Origin of the sequence: Peptoclostridium sp. AF21-18 (assembly GCF_003478825.1) — a bacterium.
GTDB lineage: Bacteria > Bacillota > Clostridia > Peptostreptococcales > Peptostreptococcaceae > Peptacetobacter.
In genome coordinates, this window is record NZ_QUGE01000002.1 from 129,873 (window position 1) to 147,051 (window position 17,179).

Here is a 17,179-nt window from a genome sequence, read left to right on the forward strand (position 1 = left end):
ACTTAATTAATTTTCTTCTGGATAGAATAGAACTTTTCCTATGTATTCTTTTCTTTCCGCTACTTTTTCAAACATATTTGATCCTTCTGATAATGGTAATTTATGAGTTACTAAAGGTTCAGTTTTTATTTTTCCCTGTCTCATAAATTCTATTGTTGTAGTCCATTCTTTTCCTGGGAATGGAGATGATATTGCATTCCAAGAACCAAATACCTGTAATTCATTTCTAACTATTTTTTCAAAATAGAATCTTTTTACCATTACATCTCCATAAGGTATTCCTAAGAACACTACTTTTCCACCTTTTTTAGCTAGTGAAAATGCCTGTGCAGATGTTATAGGAGAACCAGCAGATTCAACAACTACATCCGCTCTTCTTCCATTAGTTATTTTTTCAAGCTCTTCGCAAGGTTCTACCCCCATAGAATTTATTATATCCGTTGCTCCAAGCTGTTTTGCTAGTTCTAATTTTTTATCATCTATATCTAAAGCTATTATTCTTTTTGCACCGAACACTTTTGCCCACTGTATAGCAAGCAGTCCTATAGTTCCACACCCTATAACAGCAACATCATCTCCTGGTTCTAATCCAGTTTTGTATAGCCCATGAAGAGATACACAAGATGGCTCTACCATAGATGCTGCTTCAAAACTAACTTCATCTGGTATTAATAAAGCATTTTCTGATGGAACTTTTACATATTCAGCAAATGCACCAGGATCTTTAGCTCCTATTACCTTTAATTTTTCGCATCTTGCAAATTCTCTCTTTTTACAAGATTCACATTCTCCGCAGTATAGAGCTGGACAAACCGCTACTCTATCTCCTACTTTTACATTTTTTACATTGTTACCTATTTCTTCTACTACACCTGAAAACTCATGTCCCCAAGTCATACCTTCTATATAAGGTCCTAACTGTGCGTATCTATGTCCATCAGATCCACATATTCCAGCTACTTTTACCTTTACTATTATTTCATTATCATTTTCAATGACAGGATTCTTTGTATCCTCAAATCTAATATCCCTTGCCCCATATAAATTTAGTGCCTTCATGATATTATCACTCCTTATATTTAATTTAATTAAATGATTTAACTATTACTTTTATTTCTGTTCCAGCTATTAGAGCTTCCATTCCTTCTTTGAAATCATCTAAATAAACTACCTTTGTTATAAGTTTTTCCACATTTACCTTTTTGCTTGAAAGAAGGTCTAGTGCTAAATCCCAAGAACTTGGTTTCTGTGATCTACTTCCAACATAAGTTATTTCTCTCTGGATTATTGCATCCTGATCCATTTCATTTAATTTTTTAGCAAATATACCAACCTGTACAAAAGTACCTTTTTTCTGTATTAGTCTTAATGCCTGATTAACTGCTGGCATAAATCCTGAACAATCAAATACTTTTGTTACACCATTTCCATTTGTTTCTCTATTTACCACATCTTCAAGATTTTCTTTTCCTACGTTTACTATTACGTCAACGCCTAATTCTTTTGCTAATTCTAATCTAGGTATATCTTTTTCAACACCTGACATTATTATCTTAGCACCTCTAGATTTTACAACCTGAGCTAATAATATTCCTATTGGTCCAGGACCTATTATTAACACTGTATCATCTTCAGATACACTTGTTTTTTCTAGAGCTGCATGACAACAACATGCTAAAGGTTCTGTAAATGCTGCTTCTAATGTAGATACATTTTCTGGAAGAACATGTATACTTTCTTCTCTTGAAAGAACATATTCTGCAAAACTTCCATTTATCCGAGTTCCTATACCTTTTCTATTTCCACATAAGTTATAGTCTTTTGTTTTACAGTATATACATTCTTCGCAAGTTGCAAATGTTGTTTCAGATGTTACTCTGTCTCCTACTTTTACATTTTTAACATCCTCTCCAACTTCTACAACAACTCCTGCAAATTCATGTCCTAGTACAACTGGAGCTTTTAAATTTGCATACTCTCCTTTGAAAGAATGTATGTCTGATCCACATATTCCACTATAATCAACTTTTATTTTAACTTTATCAGCTTCAACTTTTGGTTCTTCTATGTCTAGTATTTCGATATTATCATATCCTGGTTTTGTTTTTACAACTGCTTTCATATCTCACATCTCCTTATAATTAGCCTTTATGTCCTAAAATATAGCTCTTTTCTTAAAATTTAAGAAAAGAGCTTCTATTTATTTTATTTAGTTTTTTAATCAAATATTACTTAGAATATTCCTAGCCCAGATACAAGCTGAGATAGTTTTAATATTGCCCATTTGAATAAGTTACCACCAGTATCTATACTTGATACAATAGCAGCTCCTTCTGGCATCATGTTAGCCTGCTGAAGTAATTCTGTATGTACAGGAGCATAGTTTGTAGACATGTATAATGATATAGCTAATACTATTGTTCCAGTTATTACAGACTGAACTATATTACCTTTTCTGAAGCATACTATGAATGCTACATAGAACGGTATTGTAGCTAAGTCACCGAATGGAAGAACTTTATTTCCTGGTAATATTACTGCTAATAATAATGTTATAGGCACTAATATAAGAGCTGTTGATAAAACTGAAGGATGTCCAGTTGCAAGAGCAGCATCTAGTCCTATATAAAGGTCTCTACCTTCGTATTTTTCCTGTAAGAAGTCTCTAACAGCTTCTGATATTGGAACTAGACCTTCCATAAGTATTTTAACCATTCTTGGCATTAAGAACATAACTGCACCCATTGACATACCAACGTTGAATATTTCTGATACTTCATATCCTGCAAGTGTTCCTAATATAAGACCTAATATTATACCCATCATCATAGGTTCTCCAAATATACCGAATCTTTTCTGTATACTATCTGGATCTGCATTTAATTTGTTTATTCCAGGTATTTTTTCAACTACTTTACCTACTAAGTATCCTAGTGGTGCAAATGAAGTTGTTGATCCTGTTGGTAAACATATACCTTCTAATCCATAGAATTCCTGAACATAAGGAGCTGTTTTATCAGCTGTATATAGAACTAAACATTCCATTATTATTGCACATATTATAGCCCATACATAACTTCCTGTTACTATGTATCCAGTAGCTCCTGCTACTATGAAATGCCAGTAGTTCCATAAGTCTATATTTAAAGTTTTAGTTTTATTGAAATATATTAATATAAGGTTTACTATTAAACATATTGGTATTAATAGCGGTGCAACTGGAGATGCCCAAGTTGCAGATGCTGTCATTGGCCAACCAACATCTATTATAGTAAGACTTAGACCGAATCTTTCAACCATTGCCTGTGCTGCTGGTCCAAGTGTTGTAGTTAATAAGTTTACAACTAAGTTGATACCTACGAATCCTATCCCGATTGTAAGCCCTGATTTTAATGCTTTTGAGAATTTAATTTTGAATATAAGACCTAAAATTAAAATTGTTATTGGTAGTATGACAGTTGGTCCCATGTTAAGGATGTACTGTACTACTGCTAATACTTTATCCATTTTCTCTTCCTCCTAATTACGTTAATTTCCACAATATAATGTATTTAAAAAATAATATTAAAATATTAATTTTCCAATTTTACTTAGAGATAAATAGATGAAAAATCTATTTATCTCTATTTTTTATTATTCACCCTGTAATACTTCAAGTATCTGTTTTTCTGTAGCTTTTATATTTATACCTGTTATATAAGCTGTAGCTTTTATAGCTGGTATTTTATAAGTTGTTGGTAGTATTGTTGTTGATACTATAAGATCTGCTTCATCTTGTTTTGCTGCACATTCAGCTATTTTACACTGAACTATTTCTGCATCAATATTGTTTTCTTTTATAAGTTCTTCTAATTTTGAACAAACTACTGTTGATGTTGCGATTCCTGCTCCACATGCTACTAAGATTCTTTTTTTCATTTTTTACATCCTCCTAAACATTATTTTTCATCTATATTATAAAGATTCGATTATCTTTAAAATATCTTCTTTATTGTTGGCATTTACTAGTGCATTTACAGTTTCTTTATTCTGTATTAACTGCATTAGTTCCTGTAGTATAGTCAACTGACTATGTGGCTGATTTAAACCTAGTACAAATGCTAATTTAATATTTACACTTTCATCTGCGTCTTCCATAGATTTAAACTCTATTTCATTTTTTAACTGGCATACTGCTATAAATTCTTCTCTGATGTATTCAGCATCAGTATGAGGTATAGCAACACCTACTTCTCCTAAATTTAGTCCTGTTGGAAAATTCTGTTCTCTCTGAAGAATTTTTTCATAAAATTCTTCTTTAACATATCCATTCTCTATTCCTATATTGTGAATAGTTTTAAATAATTCTTCTTTTGTTTTACATTCTAAACTTGGAAGAATCATGTTCTCATTTATATACTTTATGATTTCCACTGTTATCCTCCATTCTTTTTTCTTTTTACACTATATTTATAAAGCATCTAGCGTGCCAACTTTTTGATTTTTTTGTTTTTATTTTTGGATTTATTTTTTTAATTGTTTAGGTTGATTGGAAAATTAACGTTTTCCTAAGGAAAATGTTTTTTTATCTTTTGTTTAACAATCAAAAAAATCCAAACTTTTTTTGATTGTTTTTTTTTGTTTTTTTCAAGAATGTGTATTTTTCAACATTTATTATTTTTTTATTAAATACAAATAAAACCAAACCAGAGTTTAATAGAACAACATGGCTATATCTGTTTTATTTTTGGTATTTTTTAATTCATCCAAGAAGTTTTCTTCACTCAGTTTCTTGAATAATTCTTTTATTTCTATTTTATTGTTTTCTTTTATTGCTATTAGTACTACTGCCTCCACCATAAACTCATTGTCCCAGACAATTGGTTTATTTAGTTTTGCAATTGCTATGGCTGGTTTTATTACATGTTCTGGTAATCCATGAGGAATAGCTACCTTTCCACCTAGCACTGATCCACCCATAGCCTCTCTTTTGTACAAGCTTAATATATATTTTGAATCTACAAACCCTCCCTCTTCTAGCTTTGCAACAAGTGTATCTATTATATACTCCTTAGAAACACCTTCTATATCATCTAAAATTAACTCTTCATATATTAAGTTCTCTAATTTATTTTCTTTTTTGTCTTTTTTGTACTTAGAGTATTGAATAACTTTATCAATTCCATTTCCTTTTAGAATATCTGTATATGGTATAAATGGTATATCGTTTATTTCTGTTTCTAATGTTCCGCATATAGCTATTATTCTATACTCTGTTTCTAATTCTTTAATCTTTTCTTCTACTTTTTTATCATCTATAACACCAAGAGCTTTTACTTCTATACTTTCTATATTTTCTTTTAAAAGCTTTTGCTCTATCCTATTTTTAAGAGATAACGCAGTACCTCTACCACTTAAACATAGTGTTAATACTAAATCTTTTTTATTTACATCTTTAGACTTATAGTTTTTATTACTTACTATAGAGTAGTATTTGTTCTTCTTTAAATCTTCAACTATCTTATCTAAATTTTTTCCTTCTATTACTGCTGATTTTCCAGCCTCCATAGCTAAAATAGTATCCACTCTGTTTATAACCTTACATTTAAGACCTAATTCTTCTTCAATTTTGTCTCCAAGAATTACCAAAGATCCCATGTCTATAAGCATCAATATGTCATTTTTTAAATCTAAAGCTTTTATATCCTCCATCACTTTTTCAATTCCCTTTTGTGGTGGCATATCCATAGGGAATTCTATACCATAGGTACACATAGTTCCTAAAATTTGATTTACAACTTTAGACATTTCTATACCAACTTTTCCATGAGTTACTATTACTACTTTTACTTTTTTATCCATAGTTTCTTCATTCATGCAAAACTTATATATATAGTAGGCAATATATCCTATTTCATCTTCTGGAAGAGATATTTTAGCTATATTTTCTATTATAGTTACTACATATCTAGCTAAATCGTATTCCTCAGACATATTTTCTTTTATATTCTCTAAACTAGGGTTTATTATATTTTTTTCATTTCTAATCCTTTTAATAGCTTCTTCTATATGTGTAGCTAAAACCATATAAAGTCCATTATTTATAAATCTATATTGATTTTTTATAACAATTATTACTTTGTTCATTATATCTATAGTTTCTGGATTTAAATTTTCACTCATTATATGTATCTTTTTTCTGTTTTCTATAATGTTGTTTTTCTTTATTTGATTAAACTTTCTATCCAGTCTTTCAAAAAATAGATTCTTTATTTCTTCTTGAGAATACTGTCTACTTTCTAATACCTTTAATTCTTTTTCAGCATATTTATATATTTCATCTACATTTTCTTCAGATAGGCATATTTTATTGGAATTTATTTCATCTATATCTATGTATGTATCTTCTATATTTACCCTATCAAAAGAAAACTCTAGATTATCTTCATTATCTTTTATGCTTTCTTTTATATATGTTCTAAGGCTATCTACATCTATAATTAGTTTATCGCTAGAATCGGGATTTTTACTGAATGCTCTTGCACAACTTACTTGTATATCACTTTTTAACTGCCCTATATTAGACTTACATTTATAGTTCATAAATCCATATAACACTTCTTTAGTGATTATTATGTTTTTATTTATTCTTATAGCTTCTCTTTCAAAGAATTTGATTATTATATCATATCGCTCTAATTTTGGTCTAGAATCTAGGTTTGGAAGTGTTATAACCATTGGGATACGTCTTCTAAATGTATCCAATAGATTTGAGTCTGGATCTTCTGTAGTTGCTGCAATTATAAGAACGTTCGCCTTTCTTGTATTATTAGTCTCCCCTAATCTTCTAAATTCGCCTCTGTCTATTAATGAGAATAATATCTCCTGACCTGATGCTGGAAGTCTATGTATTTCATCTAAAAACAGTATTCCACCATTTGCTTTTTCCACTAATCCTTCTCTATTTTCAGATGCACCAGTATATGCTCCTTTTATAGAACCAAATAACTGTGACATAAGCATATTAGGGTTTTCTGCATAGTCTGCACAGTTAAATACTATAAATGGAGATTCTTTTTCTTTTATACCTGTTCTAACAGCATATTTATACATACAGTTAGCCAATTCACTTTTACCAACCCCAGTTTCTCCATAAATCATAGTATGAAGTCCATTAGGTGGATACACTATAGCTGATTTAGCTAAATTAACCTTTTCTTTTAAGCTACCATTATATCCTATGAGCATTTCAAAATCGTTTTCTTTTTCAGTAGGATTGTTTATTTTTAACACGTTTTCCACATTTATTTCTTTTTTAGAATTATTAGTTTCTGCAACTTTATCACTTTTAGAATTCATTTCATATATTCTATTTTTTATTTCATCGCTCTTTAGCATCTTTGATACAGCACTTCTTGAAATATCGAATCCTCTCTCCACTAGAATTTCTGTCATTTTTCTTTCAGTTATATTAGTATTTTCTGCTAATATATTTAATAACTCATTTTCTAATAGTTCTTTTCTTCTATCTCTAGAGTTTGGTATGTTATTATCTTTTCTAAATTGAACTATATCTCCTCTAGATATTCCTAATATTTCAGAGAGTTCTTTATCTGTATAAGGATTTTTTTTATCTTCATTTTGAATCTCAAGTAAAATCTTTTTCATATACATCTCCCTTAGTTCTTTTTTTAAGTATTTTTATAGTCTTATCTAATTATATATTATTTTTATAAATATATATCACTATTATCATAAATTTTTATATAAAAAAAGAACCAGATTTTATTTCTGATTCTTTTCTGTTTTATTTTTACAATTTTTGTATTTACTTTTTTTAATTATTTTTAGTTTTCAGCGTTTATTTTTGTAATACTAGCCATATATTTCGATTATATTACTATTAGTTAAATTCTATTTCTCCATCTTTTATAGCCTTTACAGAAACAAGAGATTCTATTCTTATTCCATTTGCTTCTAGTATTGGTCTACCTTCTTGGTATGCTTTTTCTATTACTATTCCAACACCTTCTAACACTGCTCCTGCCTGTTCTATAATGTCTTTTAATCCCATTACAGCTCCACCTTTAGCTAGGAAATCGTCTATTATTATAACTCTATCGCCTTTATTTAGGTACTGTTTATTTATTCTTACAGAGTATTCTTTCTGTTTAGTGTATGAATATACTGAAGTTTCATATACATCTGTATCCATATTATTAGATATTGTTTTCTTTGCGAATACAACTGGAACATTATTAAAGTACTGAGATGCTATAGATGCTATTGCTATTCCTGAAGCTTCTATTGTAACTATTTTATCTATTTTTTCTATATCTTTAAATCTTTCTGCGAATTCTTTTCCTATTTCATTAAGAAGGTTTATATCTAACTGATGGTTAAGGAATGCTCCAACCTGTATTATGTCAGTTCCTTTTGCTCCACCTTCATTTAATATTTTATTTTTTAATAATTCCATACTTCTTACCTCCATTTTTATAATTTTATATTTTTTTAATATAATTTTTTTATCTGCTTAATTTATATGATATTCAATTATATATTATTGCAAGAAATTCTTCAATAAATATTATAAAATTATGCGAATATTTTCTTGATTAAAGCAATAATTGTTCTTATAAATATTGACTATTTTTCGTTTTAATGTTAAACTTTAAAGAAATAATTATTATCTAAATCAATTTATAAAAGATACAGCTTTGGTAGTTCCATGCAAGTGTCTTTTTTTGACTTATAACAAAAAAATATATTTACATTTATAAAAATTATATAAGGAGTGACTTAAGAAATGGCATATTATTTTGAAACACCATCTCATACTTTTAGTGAATACCTACTAGTACCAGGATATTCTTCAGCTAATTGTATACCTGCTAATGTTAGTTTAAAAACACCATTAGTAAAATTTAGAAAAGGTGAAGAAGAATCACCAATATCAATGAACATACCTATGACTTCTGCTATAATGCAGGCAGTTTCTGATGACAACATGGCAATAGCACTTGCTAAAGAGGGTGGTATATCTTTCATATACGGTTCTCAGACTATAGAAGATCAGGCAGCTATGGTAGCTAGAGTTAAATCTTACAAAGCTGGTTTTGTAGAAAGTGATTCTAACCTTACTCCAGACAGCACATTAGCTGATATACTTGAATTAAAAGAAAAAACTGGACATTCTACAGTTGCTATAACTGATGATGGAACAGCTCATGGTAAATTATTAGGTATAGTTGCTAGCCGTGACTACAGAGTTAGTAGAATGGACTTAGATACAAAAGTATCTGAATTTATGACTCCATTAGATCAGATAGTTTCTGCACCTAAAGATGTTACATTAAAAGAAGCTAACAACATAATATGGGATAACAAATTAAATTCTCTTCCAGTTGTTGACGATGAAGGAAAATTAGTTTACATAGTATTCAGAAAAGACTACGCTTCTCATAAAGAAAATCCTCTTGAATTATTAGATGATTCTAAGAGATACGTTGTTGGTGCTGGTATAAACACTAGAGACTACGCAGAAAGAGTTCCTGCTCTTGTTGAAGCTGGTGTAGACGTATTATGTATAGACTCTTCTGAAGGTTTCTCTGAATGGCAGAAACTTACAATAGATTGGATAAGAGAACACTATGGTGATACTGTTAAAGTTGGTGCTGGTAACGTTGTTGACGAAGAAGGATTTAGATTCCTTGCAGAAGCTGGTGCAGACTTCATAAAAATCGGTATCGGTGGTGGTTCTATATGTATAACAAGAGAACAGAAAGGTATCGGTAGAGGACAGGCTACTTCAGTTATAGAAGTTGCAGCTGCTAGAGATAAATATTTTGAAGAAACTGGTGTTTATATACCAATATGTTCAGATGGTGGTATAGTTTACGATCATCATATAACTTTAGCACTTGCTATGGGTTCTGACTTTGTTATGCTTGGTAGATACTTCTCTAGATTCGATGAATCTCCAACAAACAAAGTTAATATAAACGGAAGCTACATGAAAGAATACTGGGGTGAAGGTTCTGCAAGAGCTAGAAACTGGCAGAGATATGACCTTGGTGGAGATAAAAAACTTTCATTCGAAGAAGGTGTTGACTCTTATGTACCATATGCTGGTTCATTAAAAGACAACGTGAATGCTTCTTTAGCTAAAGTTAGATCTACTATGTGTAACTGTGGTGCTCTTAGTATACCAGAATTACAGAAAAACGCTAAATTAACTCTAGTTTCTGCTACAAGTATAGTAGAAGGTGGAGCACACGACGTTTTACTAAAAGACAATAGAAACTTATAATATGTAATTGAATATATAAATAATTTAGGAGTAGAGAAATCTACTCCTTTTATTTTGCCTATTTTGTTTATTTAATTTATTTTTATTCTTCATCTTTGTCTATTTTATAAATAAAAAAGAGGCTATCACAGTAATCTGTAATAACCTCTTCATAATCCAGTTTTTATCTAAGAATATTATTTTTATTTATCGATATTATGCTATAAAACCAGCTTCTTTAAGATGTGCTGCAGCTTCTTCACCTTTAGCTTCATTTACTAAAACTATTGGTCCAGTACATCCCATTCCACTTTCTGCATATATACCTTTTTTCCATAATGCTGCAACAGCATCATCAAGTTCCATTATATCCACACCAGCTATCTGATGAGTTACAACTTCTTTATCTGGCATTTTAACTTCTTCAGCTTCACCTTTATCTTCTTTTTTAGCGTTAAGAGAAGCTATTATGTTATCTAAGCCAGCTTTTTTAGCGTCTGCATATTCATTTCTTGCAACGTCACTTACATTACCAAGAACAGCTTCGTATGCATATTTTAATGCATTAGCAACAACAGGAGATCCTGATGCTCTAGAAACTATGAATATTTTTCTATCGTAGTCTTCACCTACACCAGGTCCGTATCCGAATCCCTGAGATTCGAAATCTCCACCAGTTGTGAATGAAGAGAATACTTTCATTAATAGGTTTCCTGTTAATGTATCAGTAACCATTACGTCTGGAGTACCTGCAAGAAGGTCATTACCTCTCATTACACATCCTCCATCAGCTCTCATAGATTCAGCAAATTCTATTCCGTATCCGTTAGACTGTAATTCTTTTAAGAATTTTTCTACCTGTCTAGCTCCATCAACGTTTAATATACCTACTTTAGGATTTTTTATACCTATTGATTTAGCTGCAGATATTCCGTATACAGCATTTCTTATCATTGCTTCTATTCTGTTAGTTGCACTTGTTCCTGTAGTAGTAGCAAGTATCATTTCTTTACCTCTACCTGGAGTAAGTACTCTACCAACTGTAGAAACACCTATTGGGAAATTATAGTGCATAGTTACACATGCATCTATGTATTTGCTGTCTAGAAGTTCTTCCATTTTTTTATGCATTTCAGATTCTTCGTTTACTTCAACTATTTCAAGATCAGTGTCAACTTTTGGTCCTATTAAAACTATATCAAATAATTTTGATTTAGCTAATTCAGCACCTTTAACTAAGTTTTCTACACCGTGTTCACTTCCAAGAGTTGTTAAACCTATTCTTACTTTAGGTCCGAAGTCTCCACTTTCTATTGCATTAGCTACTTCTAGGAATACATCTGCTATTATATTTTTTGATGACATAATTTCACCCCTATTCCTGCACCATATCTAATGCCATTTTTTTCATTGTTTCAGCTATTATTTTTTTGATTTCATCTTTAGAAACACCAGCTGTTTCTTCTTCTGCACCATTATTTCTTTCAACAACTACAGATACACCGTCGAATAAGTTAGTCATTCTTCCTAAGAATAAACTTCCTTTACCAACTATCATAGCTCTGTTTTTGTCACCAGTTGTTAAGTCATCTATCATGAATCCTATGTAAGGAACACCTGATGGTATATGACCCTGAGTTGGAGCCCAACCTGGTAGTCCGTGTTCAGCTATGAAGTTTTTAAGTTCTTTCTTTTCTAAGTCTCCACGTTTAACTGCAAGGGCACCTATCATTTTGTAGTTTGCTTCTGGTACGTTACCTGCACCAGCTGGTTTAGTTATATCTGGGTTCTGCATTTCTACAGAGAATACATCTATATCAGTTATTTTTAAGTTACCTTTGTCTATTCCTTCTGCTATTAAAGCACCCATAACAGCCTGAGGAGCTGATCCTGTAGCAACAGTATGGTTACCAACTAAGTCAGTTCTTATCATTGGGCTAACACCGTCGTTTTCAGATACTAATACTGCGAATCCTCCAACAACGTCTTCTAATACTGGAAGACCTTTTTTAACGTGGTCTTTAGCATTCATACCTAATTTAGCAGTTGCTCCACCAGCTACTACCATTACGTGTTTGTATATTCCAGCTTTTACAAGAGCTGCTGCATGTATTAATGCATGAGTAGGTCCTGCACAGAATCCTCTAGTATCTGATCCTGTTGCGTTCTGTATTCCAGCCATTTCAGCTATAGATTTAGCGAAGTTTCCTCCACCTCTCTGGTTTATATCTCCACAAGCTTCTTCAGAACATTCTATAACGTATCCTATTTCATTTCTATCTACTGAAGAATGTCTTAACATATGTAAAGCTGCTAATACACCAGATGCTTTAACAACTAAGTTTTCGAACATTGTATGAGCGTTTAAGTTAACGTCAACATCATGAGCTGCTCTAACGTATCCAACCATTTTTCCTTCATGCATTAAAACTTCTGCTGCATGAGAAGCTATTAATTCTTCTGCATTTGATATATCACAAGCTCTTAATTTGTCCATGAAAGGAGCTAGTTCTGGATAGTTAGCTTCTATTTTAGGTTTTACTTCTGAAACGAATTCTTCTGATAATTCAACTAAGTCGAATACGTCACATATCTGCATTAAAGCTATGAATTCGTCCTGAGGCATTATTTCACCCATTTTACCTTCTCTTTTTCCTTCAACTTTAGTTTCGCACCAAGGTAAAGGCATATCGTTTAATTCTTCTGGTCTATTGTTTCCTATATAAACCTGGTTTGGCATATAGTTAACTACATCTTCGTAGCTTCTTATATGGCTTCCTACTTCTTTTAGGAAATCAGAGTCTGGATTTGTAGCTCTTTCTACTACACATGTACTACCATTCTGTACTATCATATCTGGTGTATGAACTAGTACATATCCTGCACTTTTAAATACTGGAAAAGTCATTTTTCGGCACCCCCGCTATTTATTCTTTGTTTATGATAAAAATTTTATTTATAATTAATAAAATTAATTATTTTCAAAATCATTAAAGCAAAATTTTTGCTCAAATCTTATCTAATTTGTAAGATAGTTTCAAATAATTTTATTTTTGGGATCTAATATATTTTCTAATATATAAATCTCACGTCATATATAAATAATTTAAAAATAAAAAAATCTTAATATAATTCTCTTAATATTATTATAGATTCCGCAGATGCCCGAAAGCATCCGCGAAATCTATTATTTCAAGTACTATTAGCTTTTATAGACTAGTCTTCGAATACTGTCTGTCCATCAACTTCTACAGTTAATGCATGTAATGCTTTTTCTACTAAACCTCTTCTTAAAGATTTTTCTTCTTCATGAGTTAAAGCAGGATTTCCTAAAGGATGAGGTATAGCTATTGTAGGAACTATTCTGTTAGCTCCAACTGTTAAAGATATTGGAACTACTGTACACATGTGTACTACTGGTAGTCCAGCTCTTTCTATTTCTTTTACCATAGTTGCACCGCAACGAGTACAAGTACCTCAAGTAGATGTTAGTATAACAGCATCTACTCCAGCTTCAACTAATTTTTTAGCGTATTCAGCTGCGAATTTTTTAGAACTTGCAACTGCAGTACCATTACCAACTGTTGAGTAGAAGTAGTTGTGTAATTTTCCTATTACGCCTTCTTTTTCTAAATCTCTTAAAACGTCTACTGGTAAAACTCTATCAGAGTCTTCGTTACAGTAAACTGGGTCGAATCCACCGTGAGCAGTTTCGTAAGTTTCTTCAGTAAGATCCATTACACCGTCTAAGCAGTATTCACCGTATTTAGATGCTGATGAAGATTCTATTCTGTCTGGGTTTCCTTTTGGAACTATACCACCAGAAGTAACTAATGCTATTGTAGCTTTAGATAAATCTTTTACAGCTGGGTTAGGATCTACTCTATCGAAGTCAGGCATTGGATATTCAGTTACGAATTCTTCACCTTTTATTTTCTTGATAAGCATATCTACTGCTCTCTTAGATCCTCTTTCTTCTGCAAAGTAGTTAACTCTAACTCCTCTTGCTATGTATCCTTCTTCAGCTGGAGAACCTATTTCTTCTCCTTTAGCTAATTTCTGAGCTAATTTAGCTATTTTAGGAAGTGCTTTTCTCATTCCTGCTGCAGAGTCTGCTGTTTCAACTATATATAAGTCTTTTTTGAACATATCTGCACCTGGGTTTTCTATATACATACCTGTTAAGCAAGGTATATTTAAAGCTTCTTTAACAACTTTTGTTATAGTACCTGCTGCAACACCGTATCTACCAGCATTGAATGCAGGACCAGCTATGAATAATTCTGGTTCGAAACTTTTTATTAATTCAAGTACTTCTGCACTTGCTTCATCCATATTTTCACCGAAGTAACTGTCACCACAAACAACTGTAGCAACTATTTCTATATCTTCACCTAATTTACTATTAAGCTGTACGCTTATAGGAGGTAAAGTTTCTGCCACGTGTGGCTTAGTATCGGCTTTTTCTTCTCCACCTATTCCAGCGAAGAACTGGTTTACATAATGAACTGCTTTTATTGCCATTTCATTGTCCTCCTAGAATTAATTGTATTTACAATATTCGTCTCTTATTTCTTTCATTTCGTCAGCTATTTCGTCTACTTCAAGAACCATTTCCATCATTCCAACCTGTTCTTCGTAAACTTCTTCGTCGAATAATTCTTTAACTTCTTCTTCAACAACGTGGTATACTGCTAATCCTAATTCAACACCTGCTAAAGGTCCAGCAAAAGTAGGGTCTCCTGCTGTAACTGTTTCTGCTGCAAGACCTGCAGCTTCGGCTTCAGCGGCACCTAGTAATATCACAAGATTTTCAGCTCCGAATTTATCGGCAGCATCTTTAACTCTCTTCTGATTTTCTAAGTCCATAGCCCCAGCAGCTGTTCAGACGAAACATTCTGTTGCTGAGAATATAACTTCTGCGCTGTCAACTGTTTTAACACATTCTTCTATTGCAGGTCCTGGCACACCATCACGGTCGCCTATTATCATGACCTTTTTATTTTCAAGTACGCTCATAATAGTCCTCCTAATTTTATTTTTCTTATTATTTTTTATATTTTTATTCTTATTATTTTTTATATTTTTATATTTACAGTCTATCACTGTAAAGTTGATTTTTATTATTTAGATATTGATTAATATCCTTTTGCAGTTAAATATCCGAAACCAGTTTCGTTAGTAGCACCAGTTATAGCCTGTATTTCTACTTCTATAGTTCCGTCTGGTCTTAATGCACCAGCAGCTCCACCTGCTATTACATCAACTGCTTCTATATGTCCTATAACTCTATCAAGTTTAGGTAAGTTTATAACCTGGTTAGCATTTCCTCCAGTTACAACAGCATTTGCTCTAACATCTGCATCTGCTAATGACTGAGAAGCACCATCTCTACCAGCATATTCATCTGTTACTATAACAGTTTTAACACCCTGCATTTCTATTTTTTTACAGTTCATTATTAAGTCTGTATCAGGGTTACCGAAACCTTCCTGAGATACTATAACAGCATCTAATCCAAGGTATTTACATAATTTTGAAGACCAGTTTGAAGATCTTTCTTTGTCAGCTAAGTAAACATTTTCATTAGTTATTATAACACCCATGAAGTTTATTTCTTTTCCGTGCTGAGCATATAATTCTTCTATTACACCGTTGTTCATGTGTACATAACTTGGGTTTTTGTCACATGCAGAAACACAGTTACCACTTACTATAGCAGTATCAAGTACTTCTGTTGGGTAAAGTATTGTTGGAACTATCTGTTTAGCATCTACACCGTATACGTAAGTATCGTGTAATAGTCCCTGAGTCTGAAGCATGTAAACATATCCAACTTTTGGAAGTTCTGGATATTCTGCAGCCTGTTCGAATAATGGTTTAGTTTCATATACAGATACTTCATCAGGAGTAAGTTCTTTAGCAACTTTTCCTAAGTAAGCAGCAGCTTTGAATCCTATCATTCTAACAGCTTTTTCATGATCATGCTGTCTTAAACCATCTACTGGTTCAGCTATAACAACAACGTTGTTTAATTTTGAGAATGGAGTATATTTAGCTCCTTCTCCTGTCATGTCTACTATACCTTCCTGGAAACCAACTATTTTACCAGTTGTAACTACAGCAACACCTTTTAATGCGTGAGTTCTACCTTCACCAACTGTATCAACTTTAGATATGATACCTGGGAATACTCCTCCGTTACCTTCTACCTTAACTCTTGGTTCGATAACATCTTTAACTGGTGTTATTCTTATGCTTTCGCCTGGGTGAGCTAATTCTATATCTATTGATTTGATATGTTCATCTCCACCTATTTCCTGTAGCATCTCTTCTTTGTTTACGAATAAAACACCATCTTTAACTTCAGTTTTTTCACCAAACTGAACATCTTTTATAAAGATTTTTCCTAATTCAAGACGCATAACGCACCTCCCATAAAATTTTGTATAAAATTAACCTTTTAAAATAAATTAATTAAAAGCTAATAATAGGCTCTTAAACGTATTTTTTAATCATAGCTTCTATGTTAGCTATTGTTGCATCATCTTTAGTAACTTCGTCTATTTTTTCTCCGTCTTTGTAAACAGCTAATGTTGGAAGTCCTAAAACTTTTTGTTTTATAGCAAGTCTTCTTGCTTTTGTTATGTCCATTTCACAGAATTTCATTCCTGCAGCATATTTTTCAGCTAATTCATGTACTTCTGGCATTAAAGCTTTACATGGTTCACATCCCTGACTCCAGTAATCTACGAATACGTATCCTTCTGCTTCTAATACTTCTGTTGCGAATGTATCTTTGTCTAATGCTAACATCATTTTTTTGTTCCTCCAATTTTTTATTTATTTTACCTGGAAGCCAAAAGGCTTCCAGAGTATATGCTTTTTATATTTTATTAATTGTTATTA

The 17,179-nt window shown here is 31.8% G+C and carries 14 protein-coding genes; 1 reads left to right on the forward strand and 13 read right to left on the reverse strand.

Going from position 1 to position 17,179, the window contains the following annotated elements:
- Positions 1-6 precede the first annotated feature (6 nt).
- The 7 genes from DWX74_RS02000 to DWX74_RS02030 form a co-directional block, all read right to left on the reverse strand.
- Positions 7-1,059 carry a galactitol-1-phosphate 5-dehydrogenase gene (locus tag DWX74_RS02000; RefSeq protein WP_118548466.1) on the reverse strand — a complete coding sequence of 351 codons (1,053 nt, stop codon included), beginning with the start codon at positions 1,057-1,059 and terminating at the stop codon, positions 7-9.
- Positions 1,060-1,084: 25 nt separating this feature from the next.
- Positions 1,085-2,122 (reverse strand): zinc-binding dehydrogenase, encoded by a 1,038-nt coding sequence (locus DWX74_RS02005; RefSeq protein WP_118548467.1) that lies wholly within the window; start codon positions 2,120-2,122, stop codon positions 1,085-1,087.
- A 110-nt stretch (positions 2,123-2,232) separates the two neighbouring features.
- Positions 2,233-3,507, reverse strand: a complete 1,275-nt coding sequence (locus DWX74_RS02010; protein WP_118548468.1) for a PTS galactitol transporter subunit IIC — start codon at positions 3,505-3,507, stop codon at positions 2,233-2,235.
- Between the two features lie 126 nt (positions 3,508-3,633).
- The gene (locus tag DWX74_RS02015; protein ID WP_118548469.1) at positions 3,634-3,918 is read right to left on the reverse strand and encodes a PTS sugar transporter subunit IIB; all 285 of its coding nucleotides are present in this window, start codon (positions 3,916-3,918) and stop codon (positions 3,634-3,636) included.
- 36 nt (positions 3,919-3,954) lie between these two features.
- Positions 3,955-4,413, reverse strand: a complete 459-nt coding sequence (locus DWX74_RS02020; protein ID WP_118548470.1) for a PTS sugar transporter subunit IIA — start codon at positions 4,411-4,413, stop codon at positions 3,955-3,957.
- 279 nt (positions 4,414-4,692) lie between these two features.
- Positions 4,693-7,647 carry a sigma 54-interacting transcriptional regulator gene (locus DWX74_RS02025; RefSeq protein ID WP_118548471.1) on the reverse strand — a complete coding sequence of 985 codons (2,955 nt, stop codon included), beginning with the start codon at positions 7,645-7,647 and terminating at the stop codon, positions 4,693-4,695.
- Positions 7,648-7,882: 235 nt separating this feature from the next.
- Positions 7,883-8,458: a xanthine phosphoribosyltransferase gene (locus DWX74_RS02030; RefSeq protein ID WP_118548472.1), complete on the reverse strand. Its 576-nt coding sequence runs from the start codon at positions 8,456-8,458 to the stop codon at positions 7,883-7,885.
- 330 nt (positions 8,459-8,788) lie between these two features.
- On the opposite strand from DWX74_RS02030, the gene DWX74_RS02035 reads away from it, so the two are divergent.
- Positions 8,789-10,291, forward strand: a complete 1,503-nt coding sequence (locus DWX74_RS02035; protein ID WP_118548473.1) for an IMP dehydrogenase — start codon at positions 8,789-8,791, stop codon at positions 10,289-10,291.
- 195 nt (positions 10,292-10,486) lie between these two features.
- Here DWX74_RS02035 and grdD read toward each other — a convergent pair whose 3' ends face one another.
- From grdD to trxA, 6 genes are all read right to left on the reverse strand, one after another.
- On the reverse strand, positions 10,487-11,635 hold the full coding sequence (gene grdD / locus DWX74_RS02040; RefSeq protein WP_006439088.1) for a glycine/sarcosine/betaine reductase complex component C subunit alpha: 1,149 nt from the start codon (positions 11,633-11,635) through the stop codon (positions 10,487-10,489).
- A gap of 10 nt (positions 11,636-11,645) precedes the next feature.
- Positions 11,646-13,178: a glycine/sarcosine/betaine reductase complex component C subunit beta gene (gene grdC / locus DWX74_RS02045; RefSeq protein WP_118548474.1), complete on the reverse strand. Its 1,533-nt coding sequence runs from the start codon at positions 13,176-13,178 to the stop codon at positions 11,646-11,648.
- 308 nt (positions 13,179-13,486) lie between these two features.
- Positions 13,487-14,794: a glycine reductase complex selenoprotein B gene (gene grdB / locus DWX74_RS02050; protein ID WP_118548475.1), complete on the reverse strand. Its 1,308-nt coding sequence runs from the start codon at positions 14,792-14,794 to the stop codon at positions 13,487-13,489.
- An 18-nt stretch (positions 14,795-14,812) separates the two neighbouring features.
- On the reverse strand, positions 14,813-15,289 hold the full coding sequence (gene grdA / locus DWX74_RS02055) for a glycine/sarcosine/betaine reductase complex selenoprotein A (RefSeq protein WP_083780535.1): 477 nt from the start codon (positions 15,287-15,289) through the stop codon (positions 14,813-14,815).
- Between the two features lie 119 nt (positions 15,290-15,408).
- Entirely contained in the window at positions 15,409-16,695 is a 1,287-nt protein-coding gene (locus tag DWX74_RS02060) for a glycine/sarcosine/betaine reductase component B subunit (protein ID WP_118548476.1), read from the reverse strand.
- A 73-nt stretch (positions 16,696-16,768) separates the two neighbouring features.
- Positions 16,769-17,086, reverse strand: coding sequence for a thioredoxin TrxA (gene trxA / locus DWX74_RS02065; protein ID WP_040410274.1), 318 nt, complete (start codon positions 17,084-17,086; stop codon positions 16,769-16,771).
- Between the last annotated feature and the right edge of the window lie 93 nt (positions 17,087-17,179).

Excerpts from the sequence above, each read along its gene's own strand:
- grdC (WP_118548474.1), bottom strand. The coding sequence starts at position 13,178 with ATGACTTTTCCAGTATTTAAAAGTGCAGGATATGTACTAGTTCATACA.
- grdD (WP_006439088.1), bottom strand. The coding sequence starts at position 11,635 with ATGTCATCAAAAAATATAATAGCAGATGTATTCCTAGAAGTAGCTAAT.
- DWX74_RS02030 (WP_118548472.1), bottom strand. The coding sequence starts at position 8,458 with ATGGAATTATTAAAAAATAAAATATTAAATGAAGGTGGAGCAAAAGGA.
- DWX74_RS02025 (WP_118548471.1), bottom strand. The coding sequence starts at position 7,647 with ATGAAAAAGATTTTACTTGAGATTCAAAATGAAGATAAAAAAAATCCT.
- DWX74_RS02035 (WP_118548473.1), top strand. The coding sequence starts at position 8,789 with ATGGCATATTATTTTGAAACACCATCTCATACTTTTAGTGAATACCTA.
- DWX74_RS02010 (WP_118548468.1), bottom strand. The coding sequence starts at position 3,507 with ATGGATAAAGTATTAGCAGTAGTACAGTACATCCTTAACATGGGACCA.
- trxA (WP_040410274.1), bottom strand. The coding sequence starts at position 17,086 with ATGTTAGCATTAGACAAAGATACATTCGCAACAGAAGTATTAGAAGCA.
- DWX74_RS02005 (WP_118548467.1), bottom strand. The coding sequence starts at position 2,122 with ATGAAAGCAGTTGTAAAAACAAAACCAGGATATGATAATATCGAAATA.
- DWX74_RS02000 (WP_118548466.1), bottom strand. The coding sequence starts at position 1,059 with ATGAAGGCACTAAATTTATATGGGGCAAGGGATATTAGATTTGAGGAT.
- DWX74_RS02060 (WP_118548476.1), bottom strand. The coding sequence starts at position 16,695 with ATGCGTCTTGAATTAGGAAAAATCTTTATAAAAGATGTTCAGTTTGGT.
- DWX74_RS02015 (WP_118548469.1), bottom strand. The coding sequence starts at position 3,918 with ATGAAAAAAAGAATCTTAGTAGCATGTGGAGCAGGAATCGCAACATCA.